The following is a 16728-nucleotide window of genomic DNA, read 5'->3' on the forward strand; positions in this document are numbered from 1 at the left end:
TATTTTTAGTTGACTGTAATATAACAGAAGATTCGATCTTTTGCAAGGATAATTCCGAAAGATTTTTTCGGAATTGATTTTTCCCTATTAATATAGTAAGCATTACCGCGGATTTCTAAAAATTACATATTTAATTCTAAGGTAATCTCCTCAGTTTCAAATCCAATAGATGTTGATAAATCAACTACATCTAGGTTGGCTGTAACGTAATCGTAATTAGAAAAAATGTCTTGATCAATTTGATCTAATGAAAAATCTATACGTTCTTTGTTTTTATCTGTTGTAATCTCGTAAAGTTCAAAGTGCTCACTAGTATCATCGTTAGTTTCAAAATTATGAAATGTAAGATTTAACCGATATGCTACATTTGGTTTTTCAGTAATGGCGTATGAAGCCTTAGTGTCATTCCATTCTGTTAACCTTGGAGATTCGAGTAGACGATCTTCGTCAATTTCTATTCCACTTTCCTCTTCAAGAAATGAACGCAGCTCACGATTTTCTAGCACATTTGGAAACTGTTGATTTTCATGATCAGTTCTTAGGTAGAAGGCTTCATTATTAAAAACATCAACTGCTTCAACCTCATTTATTGCCCCATACAATAACACATAATCATCTGCAAAAATTTCCTGTGGGTAATATGCATGATTATTTTCTTCGTAATTCCAAAAAGCATCCCAGCGTACTTCAGACACATCGATCCCACGTACCGATAACCATTCAGAAAAGGGGAGGTGGTGGGATGGAAAATAATGATACGCAAAATGATGACCATATTCATGTGAAAGTGTCTCCTGATATGCTGAAGGTTCTGTGTACTTATCACCTTGATATAATGTAATCGTACTTGTTAGAGCATGATAACTCCCTTTTGTTAACGAAGATGATAGAGGATCACCATTTATTTTTACTTCTTTTAAAAGTTTAATTTCTTCTCCATGCTTATTTTTTATAAGTGTCTTATACAAATCTATTAGTTTTGTCTTATCCCACTCATTTGAATTACTAACAAACTGAATTCCTTCAGGAGATTGATAGGAAGCAATGTATTTCCCATTTACATCATTTGAATTAAAACTGACAAGAAAGGGGAAAGTTAATACTAATATAATAAAATATTGTCGTATTTTCAGCATACATGTCACATCCTTGTTATTATTTTAACATGTATTAGTTTTAAGGTAATTGGTATCATTTGTTTATAATAGAAGGGATTAATAGAGTTAAAGAAACGATGGTAATTAGTAGAAGGGATTATTTGTTGTGATTTTATTTGAAAAAATTGTCAACAAATAATTTTTAAAAAATAGTTTTCAAACAGTGACTTATAGTGTATTATATAAATAATCAGAAAATACAGAAAACTAAATTGTGAGGTGCTTTTAAATGAAATTTGTTAACATTCCTATTGAAAATCGTCTTGATACAAATCCTTTTGTTCACTACTTACAAGAGGGGGATCTTTATCACAAATCAGAAAATGAACTCATTTTAAAGCATTTACACGAATTGCCACAGGACTTTATGGAAATGACATTATTTGATATAGATGGATATGGATGTGTATATAGTTTTTCACATATAACTGACCTTGAAGTTGGTGAGATTGAAACGAAAGTTGCAGTCTTTAAAAAGATATAGCATGAATAGAACAGGCGTGAGTTTACTCACGCCTGTTTTTTTATGCTTCATGAGTGTGATTCAATTTCAAGTAATTCCTCAACAATTGTAATAGATGTTTCTGCATAGGACTTTAGCAGTTGAACAAAAATATCTGCAGTCATAATCGCATCATTTAAAGCATGGTGTCTTTCTCTTTCTGTGATATTTAATCGATCAATTAAATTATCTAAATAATTTCGTTTACCAAAAAATAAATCATTGGCTAACACATGAGAATCAATATATTCTGGTAAAAAACAAGGAAGCTTCCATTGTTTGATTACCTTTTTAATGAACTCAATATCGAAGGTAGCGGGGTGTGCGACAAGTATGCTGCCTTTACTAAATTCTAGAAACCTTTTTAATCCTACTGGAAATGATTGTGCCTTATCAAGTGTATCAGACGATAATCCTGTAAGCTCCTGAATGTTTTTTGGGATCTTATTAATCGGTTTCATGACAGTATAAAAAGCATCATCATATTGAATACAAAAATCTTTCACCTTTATTGCTCCAATTGAAAGAATTTCATCACCTATTTCAGGGAAAAAACCGGTTGTTTCTAAATCGAAAATTGTAAATGTACATGAGGCTAGATCTGTTTTTATTAAACCTTCTTGACTGTGTATAAATTCTTCGATGGATTGTGCAGCTTCTTTATATTCAGGTATCCCTATCATCTTGCTGATTTGAAATTTTAAAAAAAGCTGGTCCCAAAGTAAATATTTTAAGATTTTTAAATCATTCGGCAAACTGTACTACACCACCCGGTTTCGATTAAAGCTGATCTTCGTTATTTGTTGCATACGATGAGCAACTTGCAAAGCTTCTTTTATTTTTAAGCGATCTTCTTTTGAAAGCTCAAAAACGTTCACTTCATTTGTAACTGGTTCATTTTTGGATAACTCCGTTAAATTTTGCTGTAATCGATAAAAATGTAAATAGTGAAGAGCCGTTTTTGCGTTTTCTACGTCTCTAGGATGCATGGCATGAATTTTTTTCAATGCATCAAGCCTTTTCACCGTACTAACTTCATGGATACCATATTTTATCGCGTTAATTCTTGTTGAATAAATAATTTGGGTAAGACCCGTTTTTTTTACATTTATTATTTTATTTTTTTGCTTTAAATTCATAATTCCAAAAGGGTGGGCAGGTATTTTATAACGGATTGCATCCTTCATTAATAACTGCTGCAGCGTTTTTGAGCGTGTTGCTCTATCTGTTACGAACTCTCGAATTATCTCTGCTAAAGAAAAATCACCATAAATTGGTCTAAAATCATAGAACATAGTAAAGTTCTGGATTTCTTCGGCATCAAGCTCCTTTTTCCACACATCAATTTCATTTTTCCAACCTGTTAATGATCTTCTCCATTTATTTTCTTTGGCCATAATTCCACCAGTACATTCAGGAAAGCCAGATTCACTTAAATGATGATTTACCTTTTTCGTAAATATCTCAAAATACTCATCAATTGCTGTCCTATTTGGCAAATGTTCATAATCATTTAAAATCATTCCATTATCCTGATCAGTACGAAATCCTTGTTCATGTCTTGCTTGACTCCCCATTATAATAAAACAGTAATTAATCGGTGGAGTTCCATAGCCTTCAGATTTCATTTCATTTTCAGTAAGTTTAATAATTTGTCTATGGAGATTGTCGTTATGATTTGTAATTACTTCTGCAACTTCATAAGCGTAGCTCTCTTTATCAACTAAGCTCTGAACAAATGATTGGAGTGTTTTGTTTACTAGTGGCCCTTCCTTTATAAGTAAGTCTAAAGAATATGAGTTTTTTACATTGTATGTTAGATCCAAATAGCTAGAATCTTGAAGATTTAGAAAGGATCGACTAGATAATGTACCGATGATTTTTTCATTATAAGTAACTGGTATAAACTCTATTGCCTTATTTTTAATAAAGGAAAGAGCTTCAAATGCGAATGCATCAGCTTCAACGAAATAAGGAGTATGATCCATCCAGTCTTTAACTTTATTTCTATCTGAATTCTCAGTTATATAATGTAGTATCTCTCTGAATGTTAGGACTCCCAGCATTTTAGAGGAGTTATTGCTAACAACTAATCCCGTTATACCTTCTTCTTTTAAAACGATAGCAGCATTTTCCATCGTTGTCTCTGGATGAATAAAGGTTGGCGAGTCCATTAATACTTTGACACGGGTTTTCAATAATTGGACATTTTCCTCATCCTCGTAAGACGTCTTATTTTTCATCTCGTCATACAAGGATTTTGTCCGTTCCCCGATGCTTCCCCAAATCACTTTCGAAAAATCATTATTGCGGGTCATCATTTCAAAAAAATGACGCTTATTGAGTTTAAATACAGTACTATCCTCTAAAGCTTGAACAGAAAAATTTAATTCACCACTTGTAAACATCACCATTAATCCGATGATATCACCAGGATAATAATAGCGAAGCGATAATTGCTTCCCATTCCTTTGATGCAGGATATTTTTGGCTAGCCCTGAAACAAGGAAATAAAGATCTATTTCTTCAGCTGATTGGTCCTCATGAAAAATAAATTCATTTTTTGAAAAGGTTGATAGCGTTGCTTTATCCGCCATTTCTTGGAGCTGATAGTCAGTTAATAGTGTAAATGGGTAGTAATCTTTCAAAAGATGTTGTAAATCATTTATTGCCAAGTTAGACACCACCTTCATGTATCATGTATACTTTTACGGTAACATAGAACAGGACGAAAGTTAAAGACTTAAAGGTTACATATGATTTTCTAGCTACATAGTAATTTGTTTGCACAGTTCGTTAAATGAAGGATTTTTTCTTTTTGTGTAGAAAGAATGATTGAGCTTTTTCAACAAGAAAGGAGTTAGACATGGTTAATAAATTTAGATTTGTTCAAGTGGTGTTTGTTTGCATTATATTAATGATTGTAGGTGGCTGTAATACTTCAGGGGAAGTTCAAACTGGAGATTCAGAAACTAAAAAATCCGTTCAAGTCATTGAAGAAAACCCGATTGTGACAATAACTATGGAAAATAATGACGAGATAAAAGTTGAACTTTATCCTAATATCGCACCAAATACTGTAAATAATTTTATCACTCTTGCAGAATCAGGTTTTTATGATGGAGTCATTTTCCATCGAGTCATACCTGGTTTTATGATTCAAGGTGGGGATCCAGATGGCACCGGTACTGGTGGTCCTGATTACAGTATAAAAGGAGAATTTACTTCTAATGGCTTTGAAAATAATGTGAAGCATGAAAGAGGTGTAATTTCCATGGCACGTACTCAGGAACCTGACTCAGCAGGATCTCAATTTTTCATTATGGTTGCAGATGCTAGTAGTTTAGATGGTGACTATGCTGCTTTTGGAAAAGTAACCGAGGGAATGGAAGCAGTGGATCGCATTGTTGATGTTAAAACAGATCAACAAGACAAGCCACTAGAGGAGCAAAAGATTAAACAAGTAACCGTTGAAACGTTTGGAATTGAATATCCTGAGCCAAAAAAAGTAGAATAGGTTAATTCTTCCCAAATGGTGTAACACTTTGTTCAAGGAGTTACCTCTGTATACCGCTTACATACTAAACGTATCACCTCACCATCAACACAATTGAAAAGATTTGTTCATAGGTGATTTTTCTTGGAAGGAGGAAAAAATTAATGCTTATCGAAATCTGGTCAGACATTATTTGTCCGTATTGTTATATTGGAAAACGTCGCTTGGAAGAGGCGCTTGCGAAATTTCAACATAAAGAAGAAGTGAAAATTGAGTATCGTAGCTTTGAACTTAACCCAGATGCAAAGGTTCATTATGAAGAAGACAATATAGAGCTTTTGTCTAAAAAATATGGTACTTCTAAAGAACAAATCAAGGCGATGAATCTGCAATTAACAGAACAAGCAAAAGAGGTTGGATTGACCTATCATTTAGATAAAATAAAAGCAACAAATACTTTGAATGCTCATCGTTTAATTCATTTAGCAAAGCAATTCGGGAAAGAAAATGAAATGGTTGAACGGTTATTTAAAGCTTATTTTACAGAAGTAAGACATGTTGGAGAAATGAAAACGTTAATAGAACTAGCAACTGAAATTGGATTAGATCAACAAAAGGTGCAATCAATGTTAAATAGTAATGAATATGAAGCAGATGTTCGTGCACAAGAACAAGACGCACAACAAATCGGTGTTACAGGTGTACCTTTTTATGTAATAAATCGCAAATATGCGATTTCTGGGGCTCAACCATCTGAGGTTTTTTTAAAAGTAATGGAAAAGGTTTGGATTGAAGAAGTAGAAAAGTAAGATCAAATGGCATTGAATCGTTTTTACCAATGAGGCTGACAAGCATTTTGTCAGCCTATTTCATTATTTAATAGAAGAAAAAGACTGCCTTATGCATTACAAAAAAGTTTTTATATGAATATAACTTATTTGAAATGTGTTTTTTAGCTTAATAGCGAGTGAACTCTTTCCGCTAGCAAATTATATTCAGAATAAAGTTTAGTCTCTTCCTCATAAATCCCAGGTGTATCTGTACTTTCAACAGGTTCCTCGATTGGAAGCTGACTTAGAAGGTTTGTATTGAGCTTATTTGCTAACTCTGTTCCGCCTCCCTTTCCAAATAAATAGTACAATTCCGCGCGATCATTTGGTTTAAAATAAGCCATATTTTCCACCACACCTAGAATGTCATGTTTGGCCTTTAACGCCATTGTACCAGCACGTTCCGCCACATGTGCTGCAGTCTTGTGTGGTGTTGTAACTATGATCTCTTTGCTTTGTGGAATAAAGTGATGCATATCAAGTGCAACATCTCCAGTGCCTGGTGGCATATCTAACAGGACGTAATCCAACTCACCCCACAAGACATCCTTTGAAAAGTGTTCCACCATTTTGCCAAGCATGGGACCTCTCCATACAACTGGTTCATTATTTTTTATAAGGAAACCCATTGACATTACTTTAACCCCATGGGATTCAACCGGAATGATTTTTCCATTTACTGTTTTTGGGCTACTTTGCAAATTCATGATCTTAGGGATACTAAATCCATAAATATCGAGATCGATGAGTGCCACTGTTTTTCCCATCCTTGCTAGTGCAATTGCTAAATTAACAGAAACAGTTGATTTCCCAACTCCACCTTTTCCACTTGTTATCGCAATTACAGAACCATTCATCATATCCAACACCTCATTATCTTTTTTCGAACATTTTTTGAATAAAAGATTTACTGTGACATTTTTCACATTCATCTAAAAAAACTTCCATTACAATGATGAGAGTTGATTAACAACCATCATAAATGAAGACTACCAGATAAACCCTTCAATATATGTAATAAAAGTCACAGGGGGAGAGTATATGAACACATTTGAACGAACTTTTTATTCAAAAACTAGTAAATATTCATTTTTTGTCATTTTAATTCTATTATTCACGGTTTGGATTGGGACTGAAAAGTTTTTACATTTTGACATGGCATTAATGGGATATTTGATTTCATCGCTTATTTTCGCAATCGGATTAACAATTCGTATGTGTGCTTGGCTAATTCGTCCCGCTACAAAACAGGTTGTAAAAAGAAGTATTAAAAATTTAAAAACGAAAAAGCGAACAAAACGAAATATTACGTCTATTTTAAAAACAGCATTTGATAATATTTTTCTTCAAAAATTTATCTTTAAACGTGGAATCTATCGTGGGATTACCCATTTCATGATTGCATGGGGCTGTATTGGGTCGTTTGCGATCACATTTGGCTTAACGTTTGGCTGGATGCATTTTGAATTAGTTGACCCTGAAACTTATGTAATTGTCGTCATGGGATTGAATACGATCCAAATGGCTGCCCACGGTATATTCGCAGAAATGGTTTATAACGGATTGAATATCACAGCAACAATGGTATTGATTGGAGTATCAATGGCACTAGCGAGAAGAATTGTTAATCAAGATGTAAAAGTAACACAAAGAGCAGAGTTTGATCTATTTCCATTAGTTTTACTATTATCCGTTACAGTATCTGGTTTAGTTTTAACCGTTTCCTACGCTTTATTAGAAGGCTGGATGCATCATTATTTAACACTAATCCATCAAGTAACAGTGGTTGTTTTATTGATTTACTTTCCATTCGGAAAATTATTCCACTTGCCAATTCGACCTCTTGCAACTGCAGTACCAATGAACTATCAAGAGCATGTGAAAGTTGATACAAGACCTTGTAACAGCTGTGGAGAGACATATAGCTCAGATGATCAGATTTCGGACGTTCAAAGTATACTGGCTGTCCAAAGCTTTGACCTACAGCTAGAGGATGGCACATTTTTATCTGATTACTGTCCTGCTTGTCGAAGAAGGATTCGTGTCATGAAGCAGCTAAATATGGAAAATCCAATCCAATCTGAAACCAAGCCTGTTTTAACAATGAATGGAATTCACCTATCTGGCTTTGGTAAAACACGCACAGATGATTATTATGATCTTCCTGATCATGTGCAAGATGAATTAAAAAAATATAAAGATAAAAGGGGAGCCGAATAATGAGTCAATTTTTAGCAAAAGAAGGCGTGAAAAATCTTCATAAACCAGGTGAAAAATTAATTACAACTCATTGTTGTTACTGTGGTATGCAGTGTGGTATGCATATCCGTGTCAATGAAAAATCAGGAAAAGTGGTTGGGGTTGAACCGCGATATGACTGGCCAGTAACAAACGGAAAAATGTGTCCAAAAGGTGTAACAGCCTATCAAACTATTGAACACGAGGATCGTATTTTAAAACCGTTAATTAAGAGAAATGGAAAATTAGTTGAAGCTTCATGGAAAGAAGCACTAGATTTAATTGAGAAAAACTTTAAAAAGCTTCAAAAAGAGAGTGGAAAGGATGCTGTTGCTGTCTTTGGCGGTGTATCGATGACAAACGAAAAATGCTACCTCGTTGGTAAATATGCACGTGTTGGATTAGGCACTCGTTTTATCGATTATAATGGTCGATTTTGTATGAGTTCCGCAGCAGGTGGATTTATAAGAACATTAGGTACGGATCGTGGATCTACATTGCCTTGGCCGGAATTAGAGCACACTGATTGCTTCTTCATTGCAGGATCTAATACAGCAGAATGTCATCCAACAAGTATTCAATGGCTGTGGAAGGCAAAAGACAAAGGAGCTAAATTAATTGTTGCTGATCCTAGGGAAACACCGACAGCTCGTGTAGCTGATGTTCATTTAGATTTAAAACCAGGCACTGATTCAGCTCTAGCTAACGGTATGCTCCATATTATTGTCAAAGAAGGCTATGTAGATGAGGAATATGTAAGTGAACGCTGTAACAACTATGAGGAATTGAAAAAAACAATTGAAAAATTCACACCTGAGTACACATCACAACTTACTGGTGTAGCTGTCGAAAAAATTATTAAAGCAGCACATATTTTCGGAATGTCACCACGCTCAGTTGTTATGTTTGCACGTGGTGTTGAGCAACAAACTAAAGGTGTTGACAATGTATCTTTATATACAACAATGGCATTACTTCGTGGACAAATTGGAAAATTCGCTTCAGGTGTTGCGACATTTACAGGTCAAGGAAATGGTCAAGGGGGACGTGAACATGGTCAAAAAGCAGATTTACTACCTGGTTATCGTAAACTAACAGACCCTGCAGCAGTTGAATATGTATCAAGTGTATGGGGAATTGATCCAAGTGAAATGCCAAAACCTGGGGTGTCAGCATATGAAATGTTTGATGAAATTGAACAAGGAAACATACGCGGAATGCATGTGATCTGTAGTAACCCTGCAGTTTCAGCCCCAAATTTAGAGCATATTTGGAAAGGCTTCGAAAAACTTGATTTTTTAGTTGTCAGTGATTTTTTTCTTTCAGAAACAGCACAATTTGCTGATGTCGTATTACCTGCGACAACTTGGGCTGAAGATGATGGAACAACAACGAATTTAGAAGGACGTGTTATTAGGATTCGAAAAATCCGAGAGCCACTTGGGGAATCACAACCAGATTGGAAAATCTTGAGTATGATTGCAGAACGTATGGGTCGTGGTCAATTCTTCCCATATAACAATGCTAGTGAAATATTTGAAGAATTCCGCTTAGCGTCTAAAGGTGGTAAAGCAGATTATTACGGAATTACTTGGGATCGTATTGAAAGGGAAGATGGTGTTTTTTGGCCATGTCCTTCTAAAGATCATCCAGGTACACCAACAATGTTTACGGAATCTTTTGGTACTCCTGATGGAAAAGCAAATCTTGCATGTATTGAATGGCAGGAAGCAGGAGAAACACCAACAAATCAATTTCCGTTATTCCTCACTACCGGCCGTGTTGTCTTCCATTATTTATCAGGTAATCAAACTCGTAGAGTTAATTTTCTTTATGAACAATGCCCAGAGCCATATGCAGAAATCCACCCTGCTTTAGCAAGTCAATATAATATACACGATGGTGAACAAGTGAAGCTAGTATCACCACGATCACACATGGTGGTTAAAACTCGAATCACAAAAGCGATTCGTAAGGATACTGTTTTTGTTCCTTATCATTGGGGGAAAGAATTAGCTGTTAACCAATTAACAAGTGATCATCTAGATCCATACTCCAGGATGCCAGAATTTAAAGTTTGTTCATTAAAAATAGAAAAATTATAAAACTGATTGGCTCTTTCTAAAAGATTGTTGTTTTTGAACAAAAATGATTAGGTTGATTGGTGCGGAAAGCGAGCATCCTGAAGCGCCAATCAACCAACCCAATACTATTTTAAAAGCAACAAAGTTTGCGAAAACAGCCAACTGATTAAAAGAAAGAGGTGCAATATCGTCATGAATAAAATCATGTATTTAGAATTCGAAAGATGTATCGGCTGTCGAGCATGTCAAGCAGCATGTCGTGAATGTGGAGATCATGATGCAAAAGAACGAAACTATGTGGAATATGTTGACTTTACAGAAAGCCGCCAAACATATCCAATGCTTTGCATGCAATGTAAAGACCCAGCGTGTGCTCGTGTCTGCCCAGCAAATGCCATTCAAATTACGGATGAAGGCGTTGTTTTATCTGCTATGGAGGAAAAGTGTATTGGCTGTCGTAACTGTACATTTGGCTGTCCATTCGGTATACCTAAGTTTGATTTTGAAGAGAATAAAATGTATAAATGCGACATGTGCTATGACCGTTCAAAGCATGATATTGCGCCAATGTGTGCTTCCGTTTGTCCGAGTGATGCTATTCGATTTATTGATTTTGATGAAATGCAGCAATTACGCCGGAAACGTTCTCAAATGAACTTAGTTGAAGGGAAAAAGCCCCAAGAGGGAAATAAGTGGGACTATGTACCTGAATTTTTCGGTGTATATACAGATTAAAATTAGAATCGAGAGGGAGTAGCGAAAATGGCAAATGATAATAAGCGAAAACGAAATGAAAAAGAAACTAAGAGTGATATGATTCATTTAATAGACAATCTAAATCGTGCTGATGATTTAAAATTTAATCGCCGCGCATTTTTGAAATCTGCTGTTGGAGCTTCCATTACACTTGGTATTGCTACTTTGCCTTTTTCTGGTTTAGCTTTCTCAAATAATAAAGATCACTCAAATCGTGTTGAAATCGCAAAACTAGCTGATATACCAAAAGACAGTGCCATTAATTTCAATTATCCTACAGATGATGAACCTGCTATATTAGTTCATACAAAAGAAGGAAAGTTAAAAGCATATAATAATAAATGTACTCACCTGCAATGTCCAGTTTTTTACGAAAAGGAAGAGTCAGTGTTACTCTGCCCCTGTCATAGAGGATTTTTTAGTGTAGACAATGGTCATCCTTTAGCTGGTCCACCTCAAAGAGAATTACCACTAATTGAATTAGAAGTTGAGGCAGGTACAATTTATGCGGTAGGGAGACAGATACGTCATGGGGAATAAATTCTACTGGATTATCATTTTTTCCACGTTACTTGTAAATGTCATCATGCTGCAAATGACAATTGAATCTTATTTTGGTGAGGAATATAAACATGTTTGGACATTTAGTAGTATAGCAATTATTTCCACTAGCATCTGTCTTATTACTTTTATACAATGGAATAAACAAGAGTACAAATAGTTTTAAAACGGAAGGTGTGTAAAGTGTTTACATGCCTTTCTTTTTGTCTTTTTTCATCGATGGGCATCTTCTTAAAAAGATGATAAAATTAAAATCTGTATAATAGATCTATGTCATTAGAAACCACAATAATTTCGGGAAAGCCTTTTTTAAAACTAAGATAAGTCAGTAATTATGTATTCCAAGATGATCTTATGAACATAATGAAATTAGTATGGATTAGGAGGATGCATAAATGAACCATAACAAAGATTACGATCGTGACCATGATCGTGAAGACATGTTAACAGACGATCTATTAATTGATGTTCTTGAGGCATCTTACAAAATAGAAAATGAGTTAATGAGGCAGTATATCATGACTGCAGAAAGAATTCATAACAATGAAGAGTTAAAGGACCGCTTACAAAATTTTGCACAAGGTAACGCTAAACGCACAAGTCAACTTGTAGATGAATTGAATCAAATGAAAAATCAGAAATGAACCTAAAGTTTTCCTTTTTGAAAACGATCATTCATTTAAATGGCCATTCACTTGGTGAATAGGTCATTTTGTATTGAATATAATACAATAGTGAGAAATATCTATGTAAATATGACAATCTAAATGTATTTATTTTATTAAACAACTGAATTGAGAAAACTGTTCATAATTTGTTAATAATTATGTTGTAACCTAGAGTACACAATACGTTAATAAAGATTGTCCAAATTTGGGAGATTGACAATATATAAAAAAATACGTTAGTATTTAGTACTGTTAATCAAAATATTTTTTTGAATTTTGATATAAACTAATGCTATTTTAAATTAAGAGGTGGCAACAATGAAAACAAAATTACGTTCTTTACTGAATAAGCATATTAATTTTTTTGTTCTTGCAGTAGTTTTTTTATGGGTCAAAACCTATGCTGCTTACCGAGTAGAGTTTAGTTTAGGTATTGATAATGCGATGCAAGAATTTCTTTTATTCCTAAACCCTGCTAGCTCAGTTATTTTATTTTTGGGACTTGCTCTATTTTTTAAAGGGAAAAAATCTTTTATTTGGATGATAGTAATAGATTTTCTTCTATCATTCTTGTTATATGCAAATATTGTATATTATCGATTTTTCTCAGATTTCATTACACTTCCAACACTTACACAAACAGGTAATGCAGGTGACTTAGGTCAAAGTATTGAAGCATTATTAAAACCTTATGATGTTTTGTATTTCTTAGATACAATTATTTTATTAGTATTAGTTTTGACTAAGTTAGTAAAACCAACATCTATTAAAGTTAAAACTCGTTCGTTAGTTATGGTTTTTGCAACTGCTATTGCTTTTTTCGCAGTAAACCTAAGTTTAGCAGAAACAGATCGTCCACAGTTATTAACAAGAACGTTTGACCGTAACTATATTGTTAAATATTTAGGTATGTATAACTTTACAATCTATGATGCGATTCAAAGTACAAGAGCTTCAACACAACGAGCAATGGCAGATACAGATGATATTACAGAGGTTACGAATTATACAAATGCGATTTATGCTGAACCAAATCCTGATTACTTTGGTATTGCAAAAGGAAAAAATGTAATTTATGTTCATTTAGAATCAGTACAAAATTTTATCATTAACTATAAATTGAATGGTCAGGAAGTTACACCATTCCTTAATTCGTTAACAAAGGATTCAAGTACTTTCTACTTTGATAACTTTTTCCATCAGACTGGACAAGGGAAAACAGCTGATGCAGAATTTATGCTTGAAAACTCATTATTTGGATTACCGCAAGGAGCAGCCTTTTCAACAAAAGGTCAGAATACTTACCAAGCAGCTCCAGCTATTTTAGGTCAAAATGGTTATACATCTGCAGTATTCCATGGTAATACGAAATCCTTTTGGAACAGAAATGAGATCTATAAATCATTAGGTTATGATAAGTTTTTTGATTTAAGTTATTATAATGCAAAAGACGAAGATATTTTAAATTATGGGATGAAAGATAAGCCGTTTTTTAAACAATCTATGCCAATGCTAGAATCCTTAAGTCAACCTTTTTATACAAAATTTATTACAGTAAGTAATCATTTCCCATACCCATTGGATCAAGATGAAGCAACGATTGAGAAGCATACAACAGGCGATAGTTCAGTAGATAATTATTTTCAAACAGCTCGATATTTAGACGAAGCTATAAAAGAATTCTTTACTTATCTTAAAGAATCTGGATTGTATGAGAACTCAATGATTGTTATGTATGGAGATCATTACGGGATATCTGAAAATCATAATACTGCTATGTCTAAAGTATTAGGCAAAGAAGTAGGCGATTTTGAAAATGCTCAATTACAAAGGGTCCCACTATTTATCCATATTCCAGGTGAAGATGGGGGGGCAATGCATCAGTATGGTGGACAGATTGATTTAATGCCAACACTCATGCATTTACTTGGTATTGAAACAAAAGGATATGTACAAGTAGGGACAGATCTTTTCTCTAAAGACCATCAGACAGTAGTGCCATTCCGTAATGGAGACTTTATTACTGATAAGGTGACTGCTTTGAATGGGAAATATTATGATACAAATACTGGAGAACCGGTTGAGGAAACCGATGCAATAAAACAGTACGAACAAATTACTCAATTAAAACTTCAGATGTCAGATAAAATTGTAAACCAAGATTTATTACGCTTTTATACACCTGAAGGTTTTGAACCAGTTGACCCATCAAAATATGATTATACAAATCATAATGAATCAGAAACTGAATCAGAAGTTAAATAATTATTTCAACTACACAAGGCACAATAGATGAACGAACAATTAGCTGTTAGGAGATTAAATCTCTTAACAGCTTTTTTTGTAAGACTTTTATTTTATATAATAAGTAAGACCGTCATTTCTTTTGGCTGTTTTCGCAAACTTTGTTGCATTGAAAATAGTATTGGGTTGATTGATAGGCACTCCAGGATGCTCGCTTTCCGTGGGGCGGGCGATGAGCCTCCTCAGCGCGAAGCGCCTGCGGGGTCTCATCTGTCCCGCTACTCCCACAGGAGTCTCCCACCTTCCGTACCAATCAACCTAATCAGTTTTTTTCAAAAACAACAATCTTTTAGAAAATAGCCTTTCTTTTTAAAGAAATGTTGTAAAAATAATTTTATGATAATATGCTAATTCATTTAGCCGAAAGGATTATTATGTTCAAAAACATTATGTATACCTTTTTAGTTTTAGTTTTTATTTGTTTGGGATTAACATTTAGAATGACAAATGCTTTTCCAAATGAAATCACCGTTCACTTAGGTGATGTGTTTTGGGCAAGTATGGTTTTCTTCTTGTTTAGGCTTTTGCTACAACAGAGAAGTATTCTTATAACAATCCTCTTTAGTGTGATATTTTCATTTGGTATTGAAATTAGCCAACTTTATCAATCTGATTGGATAAATTCTATTAGAAATACGCTTATTGGTGGATTAATTCTTGGAAGAGGTTTCCTTTGGATTGATTTACTTCGTTATAGCTTAGGTATTCTAATCAGTGTAGTGATTGAACTTTTAATTAATAAATTTTTAACGAATAGTAAGCATATTTAGATATAGATACATGATTTTATTTGAAACTTTTTACTATTTTGTTCGTATGTAATAGTAGAGAGGTATTATATTAGCCTTTGTCACAGATTAATAGAAATACAGCATGAATTAAAAGTGAAAATTAAAATGTAAAGAGGGATTTAAAAATGTTTATATCTTATTTTTTGGTATTTCTGTTAGCGGCAATACCATTGTTTGAGCTAGTTACTGTAGTTCCGTTGGCGATTATTGGTGGATTATCACCAGTACCTGTAGCAATACTAGGATTTTTAGGGAATCTAGTAACAATCCTGCTTTTGGTCGTCTTTGTTGATAAAGTCAAAGGGTGGATGAAAGCAAGAAAACAGAAGCGAGTAGGTTTGAGAGAGGTCGAAGGAGGAGAGGCCCAGGGTATTGATGAGGCACTATCTGAAAAGGATTCCAAAAAGCAAAAACGAGCAAGGTCTCTTTTTGACAAATATGGTTTACCAGGGTTAACAATATTCGGTCCACTTCTTGTAGGTTCTCATATTTCTGCTTTTATGGCTATGAGCTTTGGATCGAAAAGAAGTTTAGTAACAGGCTGGATGATTACTAGTTTAGTAATATGGACAGTTGTATCAACTATTGCTGCTAGTTCAGGTGTGACTTTTTTTGCTCCAGATGTAGAACAGAACGGATTTCTTGTCCGAATATTTCAATGAAAAATAGCTTCTATGTACAAGATTTTGATTTATACATAGAAGCTATTTTTAATGAAGTTTATTTGCTTTACCACTCATTTGTTGGTTGGATTGATAGTTTATTTCCTTTATATGTTCTCTCACCAAAAAGAGTGATTAACGTACATTCAATAATTGAGGATGTAAGCTCATCGGCTTTATATCCTACGAACATACCTGAGGCAAGTTCTTTATCATTTTCATCCATCACACGAACTTTTTTTCCTTCTAATGAGGAGAGTTTCGCGTCTTGTAAAAAACCATACCAATTCTGCCAGTTAGAAACAATATGAGCACCTTCACCATTACTTGTGTAGCCAAGTAAACTATCATTGTCATCAATGTTTGCATTCATCTTTTTCATTATACAAAGGATAATTGTATGGATCATGGTGTATTCTTCAAGATTTAATCCAGAAGAAAACAGTAATTTCAATGAACAATTGGAAGAATCAATTGTTGCTTCAATGAGCTTTTTATCTTTAAGATAATAATTATATTCATTTTTCACGAATAGAAATCCTAATTCCTTAAGCGTAGATCCTACATTTTTTGAAGGTGAGAAAAATAAAGTTGCAGATAACATATGCTTATACTCCTTAAACACTAAAAAGTTGATTTACAGATTTTGATATGAATACAAGTGAAAAAGCTGATGATT

General features: G+C 34.0%; 17 protein-coding genes. 12 read left to right on the forward strand and 5 right to left on the reverse strand.

Features of this window, described 5'->3' with window-relative positions; genetic code table 11:
* Nucleotides 1-122: 122 nt before the first annotated feature.
* Nucleotides 123-1136 (reverse strand): hypothetical protein, encoded by a 1014-nt coding sequence (locus WCV66_RS14860; protein ID WP_338785888.1) that lies wholly within the window; start codon nt 1134-1136, stop codon nt 123-125.
* 250 nt (nt 1137-1386) lie between these two features.
* Between WCV66_RS14860 and WCV66_RS14865 the strand changes: the two genes are divergently transcribed.
* The gene (locus tag WCV66_RS14865) at nt 1387-1641 is read left to right on the forward strand and encodes a hypothetical protein (protein WP_066327278.1); all 255 of its coding nucleotides are present in this window, start codon (nt 1387-1389) and stop codon (nt 1639-1641) included.
* Nucleotides 1642-1688: 47 nt separating this feature from the next.
* Here WCV66_RS14865 and WCV66_RS14870 read toward each other — a convergent pair whose 3' ends face one another.
* On the reverse strand, nt 1689-2414 hold the full coding sequence (locus tag WCV66_RS14870) for a PolC-type DNA polymerase III (RefSeq protein ID WP_066327276.1): 726 nt from the start codon (nt 2412-2414) through the stop codon (nt 1689-1691).
* A gap of 6 nt (nt 2415-2420) precedes the next feature.
* A complete protein-coding gene (locus WCV66_RS14875; protein ID WP_338785890.1) occupies nt 2421-4334 on the reverse strand; it encodes a DUF294 nucleotidyltransferase-like domain-containing protein in 1914 nt (637 codons plus the stop codon).
* A 191-nt stretch (nt 4335-4525) separates the two neighbouring features.
* Here WCV66_RS14875 and WCV66_RS14880 point away from each other — a divergent pair, with 191 nt between their 5' ends.
* Both WCV66_RS14880 and WCV66_RS14885 read left to right on the forward strand, forming a co-directional pair.
* Nucleotides 4526-5176 carry a peptidylprolyl isomerase gene (locus WCV66_RS14880; protein WP_338785891.1) on the forward strand — a complete coding sequence of 217 codons (651 nt, stop codon included), beginning with the start codon at nt 4526-4528 and terminating at the stop codon, nt 5174-5176.
* 143 nt (nt 5177-5319) lie between these two features.
* The gene (locus tag WCV66_RS14885) at nt 5320-5964 is read left to right on the forward strand and encodes a DsbA family oxidoreductase (protein WP_338785892.1); all 645 of its coding nucleotides are present in this window, start codon (nt 5320-5322) and stop codon (nt 5962-5964) included.
* Between the two features lie 143 nt (nt 5965-6107).
* On the opposite strand, the gene WCV66_RS14890 is transcribed toward WCV66_RS14885, so the two are convergent.
* Nucleotides 6108-6917, reverse strand: a complete 810-nt coding sequence (locus tag WCV66_RS14890) for an Mrp/NBP35 family ATP-binding protein (protein ID WP_338785893.1) — start codon at nt 6915-6917, stop codon at nt 6108-6110.
* A 109-nt stretch (nt 6918-7026) separates the two neighbouring features.
* Here WCV66_RS14890 and WCV66_RS14895 point away from each other — a divergent pair, with 109 nt between their 5' ends.
* The 9 genes from WCV66_RS14895 to WCV66_RS14935 all read left to right on the forward strand — a co-directional run bounded on the left by WCV66_RS14895 (nt 7027) and on the right by WCV66_RS14935 (nt 16049).
* Nucleotides 7027-8205 carry an MFS transporter gene (locus WCV66_RS14895; RefSeq protein WP_338785894.1) on the forward strand — a complete coding sequence of 393 codons (1179 nt, stop codon included), beginning with the start codon at nt 7027-7029 and terminating at the stop codon, nt 8203-8205.
* Nucleotides 8205-10328 (forward strand): formate dehydrogenase subunit alpha, encoded by a 2124-nt coding sequence (gene fdhF / locus WCV66_RS14900; RefSeq protein ID WP_338785895.1) that lies wholly within the window; start codon nt 8205-8207, stop codon nt 10326-10328. Before WCV66_RS14895 ends, fdhF begins: the two co-directional genes overlap by 1 nt.
* Nucleotides 10329-10499: 171 nt before the next feature.
* Nucleotides 10500-11042, forward strand: coding sequence for a 4Fe-4S dicluster domain-containing protein (locus WCV66_RS14905; protein ID WP_066327259.1), 543 nt, complete (start codon nt 10500-10502; stop codon nt 11040-11042).
* A 27-nt stretch (nt 11043-11069) separates the two neighbouring features.
* Entirely contained in the window at nt 11070-11603 is a 534-nt protein-coding gene (locus WCV66_RS14910; RefSeq protein WP_338785896.1) for a ubiquinol-cytochrome c reductase iron-sulfur subunit, read from the forward strand.
* Nucleotides 11593-11784 (forward strand): hypothetical protein, encoded by a 192-nt coding sequence (locus WCV66_RS14915; protein WP_338785898.1) that lies wholly within the window; start codon nt 11593-11595, stop codon nt 11782-11784. The genes WCV66_RS14910 and WCV66_RS14915 overlap by 11 nt, the downstream gene beginning before the upstream one ends.
* 235 nt (nt 11785-12019) lie before the next feature.
* Nucleotides 12020-12268 (forward strand): hypothetical protein, encoded by a 249-nt coding sequence (locus tag WCV66_RS14920; RefSeq protein WP_066327247.1) that lies wholly within the window; start codon nt 12020-12022, stop codon nt 12266-12268.
* Nucleotides 12269-12610: 342 nt separating this feature from the next.
* Nucleotides 12611-14557 carry an LTA synthase family protein gene (locus tag WCV66_RS14925; protein ID WP_338785899.1) on the forward strand — a complete coding sequence of 649 codons (1947 nt, stop codon included), beginning with the start codon at nt 12611-12613 and terminating at the stop codon, nt 14555-14557.
* Nucleotides 14558-15036: 479 nt separating this feature from the next.
* Nucleotides 15037-15366 carry a DUF2809 domain-containing protein gene (locus WCV66_RS14930; protein ID WP_338785900.1) on the forward strand — a complete coding sequence of 110 codons (330 nt, stop codon included), beginning with the start codon at nt 15037-15039 and terminating at the stop codon, nt 15364-15366.
* 146 nt (nt 15367-15512) lie between these two features.
* Nucleotides 15513-16049 (forward strand): small multi-drug export protein, encoded by a 537-nt coding sequence (locus WCV66_RS14935; protein WP_066327237.1) that lies wholly within the window; start codon nt 15513-15515, stop codon nt 16047-16049.
* 67 nt (nt 16050-16116) lie between these two features.
* Here the strand turns inward: WCV66_RS14935 and WCV66_RS14940 are convergent, their stop codons facing one another.
* Complete coding sequence (locus WCV66_RS14940) at nt 16117-16653, reverse strand: hypothetical protein (RefSeq protein ID WP_338785901.1); 537 nt, start codon at nt 16651-16653, stop codon at nt 16117-16119.
* Nucleotides 16654-16728: the final 75 nt, after the last annotated feature.

Origin of the sequence: Metabacillus rhizosphaerae (genome assembly GCF_037201795.1) — a bacterium.
GTDB classification, from domain to species: domain Bacteria; phylum Bacillota; class Bacilli; order Bacillales; family Bacillaceae; genus Metabacillus; species Metabacillus rhizosphaerae.

Bases quoted from the DNA above. Each gene is read 5' to 3' on its own strand.
- WCV66_RS14910 (WP_338785896.1), top strand. From the start codon at position 11,070: ATGGCAAATGATAATAAGCGAAAACGAAATGAAAAAGAAACTAAGAGT.
- WCV66_RS14865 (WP_066327278.1), top strand. From the start codon at position 1,387: ATGAAATTTGTTAACATTCCTATTGAAAATCGTCTTGATACAAATCCT.
- WCV66_RS14880 (WP_338785891.1), top strand. From the start codon at position 4,526: ATGGTTAATAAATTTAGATTTGTTCAAGTGGTGTTTGTTTGCATTATA.
- WCV66_RS14905 (WP_066327259.1), top strand. From the start codon at position 10,500: ATGAATAAAATCATGTATTTAGAATTCGAAAGATGTATCGGCTGTCGA.
- WCV66_RS14860 (WP_338785888.1), bottom strand. From the start codon at position 1,136: ATGCTGAAAATACGACAATATTTTATTATATTAGTATTAACTTTCCCC.
- WCV66_RS14930 (WP_338785900.1), top strand. From the start codon at position 15,037: ATGACAAATGCTTTTCCAAATGAAATCACCGTTCACTTAGGTGATGTG.
- WCV66_RS14895 (WP_338785894.1), top strand. From the start codon at position 7,027: ATGAACACATTTGAACGAACTTTTTATTCAAAAACTAGTAAATATTCA.
- WCV66_RS14885 (WP_338785892.1), top strand. From the start codon at position 5,320: ATGCTTATCGAAATCTGGTCAGACATTATTTGTCCGTATTGTTATATT.
- WCV66_RS14915 (WP_338785898.1), top strand. From the start codon at position 11,593: ATGGGGAATAAATTCTACTGGATTATCATTTTTTCCACGTTACTTGTA.
- WCV66_RS14920 (WP_066327247.1), top strand. From the start codon at position 12,020: ATGAACCATAACAAAGATTACGATCGTGACCATGATCGTGAAGACATG.
- WCV66_RS14935 (WP_066327237.1), top strand. From the start codon at position 15,513: ATGTTTATATCTTATTTTTTGGTATTTCTGTTAGCGGCAATACCATTG.
- WCV66_RS14940 (WP_338785901.1), bottom strand. From the start codon at position 16,653: ATGTTATCTGCAACTTTATTTTTCTCACCTTCAAAAAATGTAGGATCT.
- fdhF (WP_338785895.1), top strand. From the start codon at position 8,205: ATGAGTCAATTTTTAGCAAAAGAAGGCGTGAAAAATCTTCATAAACCA.
- WCV66_RS14925 (WP_338785899.1), top strand. From the start codon at position 12,611: ATGAAAACAAAATTACGTTCTTTACTGAATAAGCATATTAATTTTTTT.
- WCV66_RS14890 (WP_338785893.1), bottom strand. From the start codon at position 6,917: ATGAATGTGAAAAATGTCACAGTAAATCTTTTATTCAAAAAATGTTCG.